This window comes from Streptomyces sp. NPDC045846 (assembly GCF_056431605.1).
The window spans coordinates 22,974-33,532 of record NZ_JBWKKJ010000032.1; the positions used below are offsets into that span (position 1 = coordinate 22,974).

Genomic DNA, 10,559 nt, shown 5'->3' on the forward strand with positions numbered 1-10,559 from the left:
CTCCTCCTAGCGTTCGCCGGCCGAGGGAGCCGGAACGGGCTCGGCGTGTGCCGTCCCGAGCCGGCCCAGGTGCGGGAAGAAGCGGCCGGTGTGCCCGATGTACGCCACGTACTCCGCGCCGAACTCCGAGGCGGAGAGCCGCTGTTCCTCCCCTGCGGCCGTCCTGTTCAGCGAGGCGAAACCGTAGACGGCCAGGACGAGCGTGACCGGGTGGGGGAACGCGAAGAGCCCGGACAGGAAGGCGAGCAGGAACGCCGCGTAGAAGGGGTGCCGGATGCGGCGGTAGGCGCCGTACGTCACCAGGTGACGCGGGGCGTCGTCCTCCTGGTGCCACAGCGCCAGCGGAATGCGGTGCGTGCCCAGGGTCATGAAGATCAGCGCGATGGAGGCCACGTTCAGGACCACGGCGACGAGGGTTCCTCCGGTGCGCCAGGTGTCGTCGGTGACCAGCGGCTGCCAGCCGAGCAGGACCGCCACCGCGATGAACACGGGGCACAGGAAGAAGGGCAGCGCCGTCAGCCACCACTTGGCGTTGAGTCGGCCGTCGGGGCGGAAGAAGACCCTCGGCAGGGCGCCGATGAAGGTGAAGTTCAGCAGGAGAAGGAGAAGTGCGGGACCGTTCACGTGCGGCTTGTTCCTTTCTGGGACGGGGAGTTGAGCGTGGGCTCGATGGCCTCGGCGGGCTGCGGGCGCACCGGGCGGCGGCCGGGCAGCCACCAGTTCCAGTCGCCCATGAGCTGCATCGCGGCGGGTACGACCACCAGGCGGATGACCGTGGCGTCGAGCGCGATGGCGACGGCGAGGCCGAGGCCGAGCTGCTGGATCGGCATGATCCCGGTGAACGCGAACGCGCCGAACACGGCCACCATCAGCAGCGCGGCGCCTGAGATCAGGGGCGCGGTGGAGGCCAGGCCGCCCGCGACGCTCGCGGTGTTGTCCGCGCCTCCGTCGTACTCCTCCCGGATGCGGTGGAGCAGGAACACCTCGTAGTCGGTGCTCAGGCTGAACAGGATCGCCAGGAGCACCACCGGCACGAAGTTCTGGAGGTGGCCGAACTCCTGGAAGCCGAGGAGATCGGCGGCCCAGGAGTGCTGGAACACCAGCACCAGTACGCCATACGTGGCGCCCAGGGAGAGGAGGTTGATGAGGATCGCCTTGACCGGGAGCAGGAGCGACCGGAACGTGATCAGGAGCAGGAGGTAGATCACCGCGAGCATCACGACGACGACGGCGGGCAGCGCGTCCTCGATCGCCGTGTTGGCGTCCACGCCTTCGGCGGTCTCGCCGCCCACCACGGCCCGCAGACCCGAGCCGTCCAGGTCGTGGGCGAGCGAGCGCATCGAGGCGACCAGGGCGCGGGAGTCGGGGCTGGACGCCTGGCCGTCGGAGAGGACCTCCAGGACCAGAGTGCGGCGGTCGGCCGAGACGTAGCGGTCGACGGTGGCGCGGGCGTCGTGGGGGAGCCGGGCGAAGGCCGCCGGGTCGAGGGCGGCCAGTGGTCGTTGCGGGCTCGCCTTCCGCAGCGTATCCAGCGGCGAGTTGACGCCGGTGACGTGGGGGAGCGCGGCCAGCTTGTCGTGGAGTGCGAGGACCCGGCCGCCGTCCGGTGACGTGCCGAGCGGGGTGTCCGAGGCGACGACCACCTGGTGGGGCGAGGCGGCGCCGGGCCCGAACTGCGCCCGCATGGCGTCGAACCCGGCCCGTACCGGAGAGGACTCGGGCACGATCCGCGCGTCCGGTGTGAAGGTGCGCAGCGAGAGTGAGGGCGCCGCGAGCGCGGCCATCGCGAGGACCGCCACGCTCAGGAAGAACACCGGGCGGCGCATGATCCCCCGCGCCACGCGCTGCCAGCGGTCGCCGGGCGCCGCCGGGCCGGAAGGCGCCCCGCCTCGGCGTGAGCGCCGCCCCAGCGCCCCGAGTCCGGAGGGCAGTTGCCCCCACAGGATGCGGTCGCCGAGCAGTACGAGCACCAGGGGCAGCACGGCCACGGACGCGAGGACGGCGAAGGCGACCACGATGACAATGCCAAGGGCGATCGACTGGATGACGTTGAGGTCCACCAGGAACAGGCTGGACATCGCCAGGACGACGATGAGCCCGGAGAAGACGACCGTCTTCCCGCTGGTGCGCAGCGTCGCGGCGAGTGCCGCCGTACGGTCGCGGCCCCGGCGGATTTCGTCGACGTACCGGGAGATGACGAAGAGCGAGTAGTCGACGCTCACCCCGAGCCCGATCATCGTCGCCGCGTTCTCCACGAACACCGACAGCTCGAAGTGGCGCGCGAGCAGCGAGACCACCCCGAGCGTGAACACGATCGCCGTCGCGGACACCACGAACGACACCACCGCGGCGGCCACCCCCCGGTACAGGAGCAGCAGGATCACCAGGAGCAGCGGGAAGGTGATGAGTTCGGCCTGTTGCAGCCCCGACTGGCTCAGCGTGTTGATCTCGCCCCACAGCGTTCCGGCGCTGACCAGCGACACGCGAAGGCCGGCCGGCGCCCAATGACGGTCGATCTCCTCCTGTACATCCGGCAGCACGCGCCGCGCGGTGCCGTCGTCCAGCTTCAGCCCGACGAGGGTGACGGCGGTGCGACCGTCCTTGCCGAGGAACGGCCCCCGGTTCTCGGACGACAGGGTGGTCCAGCCGTAACTGCCCACCGTCTGGAGCCGCTTGTCGCCGGTGATCTCGGCGGTGGCCTGGCGCACCCGCTGCTCGAAGGCCGGGCTCGCGGCCGTGTTCCGCTCGTCCGTGATCACCAGGGTCAGATTGTTCGCACCCCGGTCCGCGAAGCCCGAACGGGTGGCGGCGATCGCCTCCTGCGACCCGGACCCGGGGACGTACCAGCCGCCCCCGCTCAGCCGGTCCGCCAGCGGCAGCGCGGCCACCCCGGCCGCGACCAGCGCCACCAGCCAGCAGGCGAGGATGGGCCACCGGAAGCGGGTCAGCACCCGGATCCAGCGCTCCGGCAGAGTCGGCCGATCCGGCACGTTCGCCCGGGGGCTCAGGACCGGACTCCCACCAGGGCGGCGAGATCGCCGAGCGTGATGACCTCGCGCAGCTCGTGCTGGGTGAAGACGGTGTCGAACTCCTCCTGGAGGTCAACCGCCATCTCCACCAACAGGAAGCTGTCGGCGGCGAGTTCACGCAGTTTGGTCTCTGGCGTGAGCTTCTCCACCGGTATGGAGAGCGTCGAGGTCACGCGCTCGGCGACATCGGCGAAGGTGAGGGCGGGCACAGGGCTCTCGCTTTCTGGTCGGGGCCGGGTGGGCTGGGTCGGAGCGGCCGGATCCTCGAAGGCGACGGCACCCGAGAGATGGCCGCCGTGGAGCCGGGCGCTCACATACGAGAAGAGGTGGGCGGGGTGTGGTCGCGCGTGGGCCCGGCCGTGGTGGGCGGCCGGATCGGCCGTGGCGTAGTCGCGCAGCACGGTGTGGCGGTTGTCCGGATCGGCCTTGAAGAGCGCCTCCTTGACGGTCCACAGCCGCAGCCGTTCGGAGGCCCGTACGGAGTGGGGGAGCGAGGCGAGCCAGGCCTGCTCGCGCTCGTCGAGGAAGAACCGGGAGGTGTCGACGCGGTCCGCCCGCTCCGGCTCCAGGTCGATCCCAACTCCTCCGACATATGGGCACGTTGAGGCATCAATGGATCCCGCCGCCACGGCCGCACCCGCGCTGTGCGAGAGCGAGACGCGTCGGTGCGGGAAGGCGTACGAGGCGGTGTCCCCCGGCAGCCCAATCAGACCAAGGAGCAGCCGCAGGGCGCGCCGGGAGACCAGCCACCGCGTACGGGCCCGGCGGGGCAGGGCGTCGAACTGCTCCCGCTCCCGCGCGGACAGGGTGTGGGTGGTGAGCGGCCGCTCGTTCCACACGACGAGCAGCTTCACCGTCCCGTACGCGTTCGGCGTGCAGGGTGGCTTCACGATCTGAGCGGGCTGGTGGCGCCGTCGGTGTCATCGCCGAGGAAGACGACCCGCTCCCCGTACTCGGCCAGCGTCTTCGCGTAGACCTCCTCGTCGGCGGCGGTGAACCGGGCAAGGGTGTCGTCGATGGTCTCCTGGCCGTACCTGCCGGCCATCTCCTGGAGCGCGTCACGTACGTACTTCACGTGCCACCGCTCGTCCTCCATGATCGTCTCGATGGTCTGCCGGACGCGCGGGTGGATGTCGGGCGCCCGCAGGTGCCGCCGGTACTGGCCGATCACCCGCTTCTCGAAGACCTGGGTGATGGCCATGACCTCCATCAGGTTGGCGGGCAGGCCGACCGCGTCGAGGTACTGGTCCTGGTAGGAGCCGCGCAGCTTCTGGGCGTGGTGGCCGAGGTCCTCGATGCACTGCGCCCAGTACTTGGCGTGGTTGGCCTCGTCGGCGAAGTGGTGGGTGACGTCCGCCTGAAGGGGGCTGCCGCGCAGGGTCCGGGCGACGCGGCCGAAGAAGAGGGCGCCGTTGATCTCGGACGAGCGGTAGTAGCTGATCAGCCAGAGGTCGTTCTCGGACAGGGTCATACGGGGCTCGCCTTTCAACTCGCCGCTTCCATTTGCTCGTTCGTCTCTCCCGGTACGCCCGCCGGCCTGCTTTCCGGCTCGCTCCGGCGGCCCCAGCGGGTCGCGACGAGCCGGGCGCAGGTGGCCCGGGCCAAGGCGATTGGATCGGGCGCCGCATAGCCGGGCCAGGCGGCCCGCAGCGCCGTGTTGTGGAACGTCTTCGGCAGGTACAGCTGGTGGGCGAAAGGGGAGACCGACGCCAGCGACTGGTGCATGGGACCGGCCCGCAGCAGGCCGGCGGCGCCCAGGAGGTCTTCGAAGCTCTCCTCGTCGCACGGTACGGGCCGCAGCACGCCGCGCCTCCGGAACGCCTCGTCCCGCTCGAACACGTCGAAGGCGGTGTCGATCAGCTCGCCGAGCGAGGCCGTGTCGGCCGGGTCCGGACACACGTGGTAGATGCCGCCCACGACCGCCGGGTCCAGGAGCCGGGCCACCGCCGCGACGGTGAACTCGGAGGTCGCCAGGCTCAGCGGCGTCTCCCGCTCGCCCGGTACGAGCGAGAGGAGCCCGTAGTGGAAGAGCTTCAGGGTGTTGTGGAACACGTTGTACTGGGTGACGCGGCCGGAGTCGTCGTCCGCGATCAGCGTGGGCAGACGCAGCACGGACACCGGCAGATCCCCGGCAGCGTCCAGCACCAACTCCTCGGCGGCCCACTTCGACCACTCGTAGTGGTTGACGAAGCCGGAGTCGGCCAGCCGTTCCTCGCGGACCGCGCCGCGCCGCCGTCCCGCCGCGTAGAGCGTGGACAGCAGGGCGAACCTCTGGAGGTGCTCGCAGCGGGCCGCGAACGCCAGCACCCGGGCGGTGCCCTCGACATTCACCCGCTGCGCCGCGTCGCGCGGTGTGTTGAAGCGGGTGAGCGCGGCGGCGTGGACGATCCGGGTCACGGTGCCGGGGTCGATCTCCGCCAGCACCTCGTCCTGGGTGACATCGGCGCCTACGACCCTGGTGCGGTTCGCGGCGTCCTCGCCGAGCTCGTCCCTCAACAGCCGTTGCTTGTCGGCGAGTTCACGACCGTCGGCGGCACGTACGGCGAGGACGAGGTGGTCGTCGCTCTCGGCGAGCAGGGCGGCGGCGAGGCGGCGGCCGAGGTAGCCGTCGGCGCCGGTGATGAGCGTGGTGCCGTTCATGCCGGGCCTCCGGAGAGGGACGCGAGCGCCTCGGCCGCCGCCCGCTCCACGTCGGGCCAGGCCGCCGGGTCGGTGCCATACCGGTCGACGAGGGCGAAGAGCCAGCGCTCGATGCCGAAGGCGAGGCACGCGCTGTGCGCCGGCGCCCCGTCGAGCCTCAGGCCGAAGCTCTCGCCGAAGTGGTCGTGGTGGCGGTTGACGGACGCGATCGCCAGATCACCGCCGTACGTGGCCTCGAACTTGACCGGGTCGACCCGCTGGAGCAGATAGCGCGGATTGTCACGCGGCCGGAAGAACGGGTCCGTCGCGGCCTGCCACTCAAACCCGACGCCCACCCGCTCGCAGAACGCGTCGACGGCCGCCGTCGCCGACTGGAGGAACGCCGCGGTGTCCTCGGCCCGGCCCAGACACACCACCTCACACATGCGGAAACTGCTCAGCCGCCGCAGCGGCACGTACTCCCGCTCGTGCCGGAAGCAGGTGTTGCGGGTGGTCACGTACTGCGGCCCGTCCAGCGCCTGTCCCTGGCGGTCGCCGTACACGTGGTAGCAGGCGGCCGGGGTCAGGACCTCCGACACGGGCGACAGCTCGGTGAGGTGCACCGAGCCGTCCGGGTCGAGGACGGGGCCGTCGAGGAAGGCGCGGAGGTTGGTGTCCTCGGGGCTCAGCCGCGCGGCGAAGGCTGCCTGGTGCGGGAAGGACCGCAGGTAGTCGGCCCGCTGGAGGGCTTGTGCCGACATCGACGCCGGGTGGTGCTCCTCCTCGGCCCGCCACAGCCCGGAAAGCCGTACGAAGGCCCGGTCGCAGGACTCCGCGAGCCGCAACAGCGGGCCACGCAGCGTGGCCTGCCCCGAAGCCCGCCAGGACAGCCCGATGCGGGCCAAGTCGGCAGATTTCTCAAGCGAGTTGAGGGTCATGACGCGGCTCCGGCTCGCCCGTACCGCAGCACCATCGCGTCGATGGACCGGAAGTCCCGGGGGTTGAGCTCCTCGACGTCGATGGGCGCCCCGGAAAGCCGCTCCAGGAGCAGGATCAGCTCGGGCAGGTGGATCGACCTGATGTGCCGCTGCTCGAACAGCGCGGTATCGTCGTCGATGGCGACGCCCTCCGGGGCTTTGGTCCGCACCCAGGCGCGCAGGCCGTCACGGAGTTCCTGGTCAGAACGCATCAGCGGGCTCCTTGTCGAGAATCCCCGTCGTGGTGAGGAAGCCCAGCACCTTCTGGGACACCGCACGGCGGTGCTTGCGCTGCGCGGGTGCCGCCCACGCCTGCTCGGCGACCTCCCACGGGTCGGCGCAGCCGGTGTCGGCGTACACATCGGGGTTGTAGTACTCCCGCCAACTCGTGGTGAAGTGCTGGTGGAGGTGGGTGCGGATCTCCGCCACGGTGGCGTCGTCCCAGGACGGCGCGCACGCCTCCCACAGGGCGGTCACAAGGCGGCGGCCGAAGACGAGGTGGCGGGACTCCTCGAAGTGGTGGTTGTGATTGATGAACCGCGCCACTGGATGCAGCCGGGTGTCCCGCGACTGCACCCAGTTGTAGTGGTCCACGATCTCCTCGAAGACCATGGTCTTGGTGAAGAAGAGGAAGTCCTCGACGTCCCGGGGCCAGGGGTCGCGCGACTCCGCGAAGGAGAACTGACGGCTGCGGTACACCTTCGCGTAGCGGGTGCAGAACCCGCCGAAGAAGATGCTGTGCTTGTTCTCCTCGTCGAGGAAGTGGTGCAGGTACTCGGCGACGTCCAGCAGATCCGTGCGGTAGAGCCGCTCGGCCAGTCCCTGCATCAGGCCCTTCTCGCCGTGGATGTTGAGGCTGTAGAAGTTGGCGGCTTCATGGAAGGCGAGCCGCCGCCGGCCCCTTTCGTCGAGCCGCTCCCAGTGCTCGGTGCCGTACAGGCTCAGGTACTCGGGAGAGCTGAACCACTCCTCCTCGGGCCTGACCTCGTCCGGCCACTCCACCGTGGCGTACGGGTTCTGGTACGAGCGCTGCGAAAGGTGGCTGAGCCGGTCGACGGTCGGGCCGAGCGAGGCGAGCGCCTCGGCCAGCCGGGCTTTGCGGTCGTGCGTGGTACTCAAGCGGGCCTCAGGGTGATGGGTCGGTCGGTATCTGGGGGTGCGCCTGTGCGAGAGGGCGCGGAGACGTTTCAGGAGTCCGTGACCGCGTCGGTGGCCTGGAGGATCAGGCACTGCCAGTTCAGGCCGAACCCGGCCATCACCAGCGCGATCCGCTGGCCGGGGCGCACCTGCCCGCTGGCGAGCAGGTCGGCGAGGTTGACGATGTTGTCGGCGGAGATGACATGGCCGACCTCCGGCATGGAGGAGAAGAAGACCTTCTCGTACGGGACGCCGAGCAGCCGCGCCAGGATCTGCCACGCCTTGTCGTTGGTGTTCTGGGTGACCACCCAGTCGAGGTCGGCCGAGGTGAGTCCGGCGCGCTCCAGGGTCTCGCGGACGAGGCGGTGGGTGTACGCGAAGTAGCTGCCCACCGTCTCGTCGTCGCCCGCCTGCCCGAGCCCGCCGTTGGTGATCTGATGGGCCGTCACTAGACGGAAGGCACCGGGCGTCCGGCTGGTGACGCAGGCGGCGGCGCCGTCGGAGATCAAGTTGTACGCCTGCTCGTACGTGGCGCCCTCGGGGAAGCGGTCGGCCGTGACGCACAGCACTCGCTCCCACGAGGGCTCGGCCCGCAGCAGCGCGCCGGCCAGCCGGACCGAGCCCAGCATGGCGGTGCAGGCCTGCTGGTTGAGGCCGAAGACGACGGCCTTGGACAGCCCGAAGTCGGCCTGGAGGCGGCTGGCGGGGAAGTCCATGAGGTGCTTGACGTCCCGGCTGCGTTCCCACTGTTCGTGGTCCCCGGCGTTGGCGTTGCCGGGCAGACAGGTCGCGTAGACGATGGCGTCGACCTCGCCGAGCCGCCCGGAGTGGGCGAGCTGTCCGGTCACCCGCCGCGCCAAGTCGTAAGCGCTGGTCGTGGGCTCGCAAAGGTGATGCCAGCGGAAGCCCGCGGACTCCAGGTCCTGCGGCGCCGAGACCAGCCGTCCGTCGGCGGCGGACTCGTGGACGAGTACTTTCCGCTCGCCCAGCGCGTAGACGAACGAGTCGACGAATACCTCCGTCACTGACAACTCCCCAGCACATCATCGCGAACGGCACATCCCTGCGGCCCATCGCCGTCCGCACCGTCGCGGACGGGATCACCGATCAGGGAAGCCCGTTGCACTCATCCAGAAGCCAATGGGATTCTCGGCTGAAGACGCGCAGTTCCCCCCCCGGCACATCTCCGAACCCCCGTTCCATGCTTCCTTCGGGACGCGGCCGGGTCGATGGCCGCCTGCTGCGGGTTGGTGGGGTGCGGTTGGGCGGGGAGCACAACGGGGCGGGTCGCCCCCGCTCTCAGGATGTCCCGGCCGCTGTATGCGGCGTCGCGGCCTGCGGCAGAGTGTGGACGGCCACCAGCGCCATCCGGCAGGCGAGCCGATGGCGGTCGTCGTCCAGTGGGGCGCCGGTGAGCGCCTCGAAGCGGCGCAGCCGGTTCAGCACGGTGTTGCGGTGGCAGTGCAGTTCTTCGGCGGCCCGGGCAGCCGAACAGCCGCAGTGGAACCACGAGTCCAGGGTTTCCAGAAGCAACGTCCGCTCCTCCGGCACGCAGTCGAGGAGCCCCCCGAGCGTGCGCTGCGCGAGCCGTTCGGCGACGTGGGGGCTGGTCACCACGAACGCCTCAAGGAGCCGGTCGTCGAAGGCGGCGACGCCGTCGGACCCGCACGGCAGGGTCTGCAACGCGGTCTCCGCGCACCGGTAGGCGGCGGCGAGGTCGGCGAGTCCGTCGACCTCGCAGGAGATACCCACCCGCTGTCCTGTCCGTCCGGCCGAGAGTTGATGCACGAGGCGCGGCATCGGGGTGCGCCCCAACTCCAGTACGCCCACGACCTGACCGGCCCGCAGCCGCCAGACGGCCTGGACGGAGGGGGAGGGGAGGACGGGAAAGCGCGTCGGCTCCGGAGCAGCACTCGCGTCCATGGCGACCACGACGAAACGACCGCGCGAGGGCAGCCCGAACGCGGCACGGGCCTCGGCGACGACGAGGGGCTCGACCCCGCGCCCCTCGACGAGCGCGTCGAAGAGCGCGTCCCGGCGCGCCGAGTCCAGGCGGCGCGCATCGCTCTCCGCCGCGCGATAGCCCTCGACCAGCGCGGAGGAGTAGCTGTCGAGCGCCTCCCACACCAGCCCGCTCTCGTCGAGGAGCCGTTGCAGCGCCTCGGGCGACTGGGCACGGGCCTCGTCGAACAGCTTCTCCCAGAGGAACTGGGTGCCGAGCCGGTACATCCGCAGCATCGACTCCATGGTCACGCCCTCCTGGGCCCGGCAACGTCCCCACGTCATGGGCACGGCGAGCAGGTCGGCCCGCGGCGCGGGGAGGTCCACGACGTACCGCAGGAAGCCGAGAGCGTGCTCGCGCACCGAACGCCGGATGTCGGCCGCGGGCACATCGGCGAAGTACCGTACGTCCCGCTCCCGAGCCACCTGGACCAGCTCGTCGACGAGTTGGGGCACCCGGGGTATGAGCGCCCCGGCGAGCCGGGGGACCACGGAATCGCCGCGCCCCAGCGTCCGTAGTGGCTGTGTCCCACCCGCTGTGTCCCGGCGAACACCCTTGCCGATGCCGGCCGGCACTGTGCCCATGGGGGTGGATACTGACTTCGGCTCGTCAGGGTGATCTTTGCTGAAGTTCCTGATGAGGCTGGGGTGTTGGCGGTAGTCCGTGGTGTGTGAGATACGCGGATGGAGGCGGGCTGACTGTCGCGGGGCGTCAGCGCCGGGAGTCGGTTCGGATGCAGGCGGCTGAGCTGTTCGAGCAGAGGATCAAGCCGCCGGAGGTCGCACGGCGGCTGCG

10 protein-coding genes and 1 pseudogene are annotated in these 10,559 nt (G+C 70.6%); 1 reads left to right on the forward strand and 10 read right to left on the reverse strand.

Going from position 1 to position 10,559, the window contains the following annotated elements; genetic code table 11:
• Nucleotides 1–6: 6 nt before the first annotated feature.
• From AC07F3_RS40855 to AC07F3_RS40900, 10 genes are all read right to left on the reverse strand, one after another.
• The gene (locus AC07F3_RS40855) at nucleotides 7–624 is read right to left on the reverse strand and encodes a methyltransferase family protein (RefSeq protein ID WP_479120078.1); all 618 of its coding nucleotides are present in this window, start codon (nucleotides 622–624) and stop codon (nucleotides 7–9) included.
• Nucleotides 621–2,990 (reverse strand): MMPL family transporter, encoded by a 2,370-nt coding sequence (locus AC07F3_RS40860; protein ID WP_479120079.1) that lies wholly within the window; start codon nucleotides 2,988–2,990, stop codon nucleotides 621–623. Before AC07F3_RS40860 ends, AC07F3_RS40855 begins: the two co-directional genes overlap by 4 nt.
• Nucleotides 2,991–3,004: 14 nt before the next feature.
• Nucleotides 3,005–3,919 carry a 4'-phosphopantetheinyl transferase superfamily protein gene (locus AC07F3_RS40865; RefSeq protein WP_479120081.1) on the reverse strand — a complete coding sequence of 305 codons (915 nt, stop codon included), beginning with the start codon at nucleotides 3,917–3,919 and terminating at the stop codon, nucleotides 3,005–3,007.
• Nucleotides 3,916–4,500, reverse strand: a complete 585-nt coding sequence (locus tag AC07F3_RS40870; RefSeq protein ID WP_479120082.1) for a ferritin-like domain-containing protein — start codon at nucleotides 4,498–4,500, stop codon at nucleotides 3,916–3,918. The genes AC07F3_RS40865 and AC07F3_RS40870 overlap by 4 nt, the downstream gene beginning before the upstream one ends.
• A 14-nt stretch (nucleotides 4,501–4,514) precedes the next feature.
• Nucleotides 4,515–5,669, reverse strand: coding sequence for an SDR family oxidoreductase (locus tag AC07F3_RS40875; protein WP_479120084.1), 1,155 nt, complete (start codon nucleotides 5,667–5,669; stop codon nucleotides 4,515–4,517).
• Nucleotides 5,666–6,586, reverse strand: coding sequence for a class-II aminoacyl-tRNA synthetase family protein (locus AC07F3_RS40880; protein ID WP_479120085.1), 921 nt, complete (start codon nucleotides 6,584–6,586; stop codon nucleotides 5,666–5,668). The genes AC07F3_RS40875 and AC07F3_RS40880 overlap by 4 nt, the downstream gene beginning before the upstream one ends.
• Nucleotides 6,583–6,837 carry an acyl carrier protein gene (locus tag AC07F3_RS40885; RefSeq protein ID WP_479120086.1) on the reverse strand — a complete coding sequence of 85 codons (255 nt, stop codon included), beginning with the start codon at nucleotides 6,835–6,837 and terminating at the stop codon, nucleotides 6,583–6,585. The genes AC07F3_RS40880 and AC07F3_RS40885 overlap by 4 nt, the downstream gene beginning before the upstream one ends.
• Nucleotides 6,827–7,744, reverse strand: coding sequence for a diiron oxygenase (locus tag AC07F3_RS40890; RefSeq protein WP_479120087.1), 918 nt, complete (start codon nucleotides 7,742–7,744; stop codon nucleotides 6,827–6,829). The genes AC07F3_RS40885 and AC07F3_RS40890 overlap by 11 nt, the downstream gene beginning before the upstream one ends.
• A gap of 68 nt (nucleotides 7,745–7,812) precedes the next feature.
• Nucleotides 7,813–8,787: a 3-oxoacyl-[acyl-carrier-protein] synthase III C-terminal domain-containing protein gene (locus AC07F3_RS40895; RefSeq protein ID WP_479120089.1), complete on the reverse strand. Its 975-nt coding sequence runs from the start codon at nucleotides 8,785–8,787 to the stop codon at nucleotides 7,813–7,815.
• A gap of 274 nt (nucleotides 8,788–9,061) precedes the next feature.
• On the reverse strand, nucleotides 9,062–10,348 hold the full coding sequence (locus tag AC07F3_RS40900; RefSeq protein WP_479120090.1) for a PucR family transcriptional regulator: 1,287 nt from the start codon (nucleotides 10,346–10,348) through the stop codon (nucleotides 9,062–9,064).
• Between the two features lie 86 nt (nucleotides 10,349–10,434).
• Here AC07F3_RS40900 and AC07F3_RS40905 point away from each other — a divergent pair.
• Nucleotides 10,435–10,559 (forward strand): annotated as a pseudogene (locus AC07F3_RS40905) (IS630 family transposase); the annotation flags it as partial.

Bases quoted from the DNA above. Each gene is read 5' to 3' on its own strand.
- AC07F3_RS40870 (WP_479120082.1), bottom strand. From the start codon at position 4,500: ATGACCCTGTCCGAGAACGACCTCTGGCTGATCAGCTACTACCGCTCG.
- AC07F3_RS40875 (WP_479120084.1), bottom strand. From the start codon at position 5,669: ATGAACGGCACCACGCTCATCACCGGCGCCGACGGCTACCTCGGCCGC.
- AC07F3_RS40880 (WP_479120085.1), bottom strand. From the start codon at position 6,586: ATGACCCTCAACTCGCTTGAGAAATCTGCCGACTTGGCCCGCATCGGG.
- AC07F3_RS40885 (WP_479120086.1), bottom strand. From the start codon at position 6,837: ATGCGTTCTGACCAGGAACTCCGTGACGGCCTGCGCGCCTGGGTGCGG.
- AC07F3_RS40900 (WP_479120090.1), bottom strand. From the start codon at position 10,348: ATGGGCACAGTGCCGGCCGGCATCGGCAAGGGTGTTCGCCGGGACACA.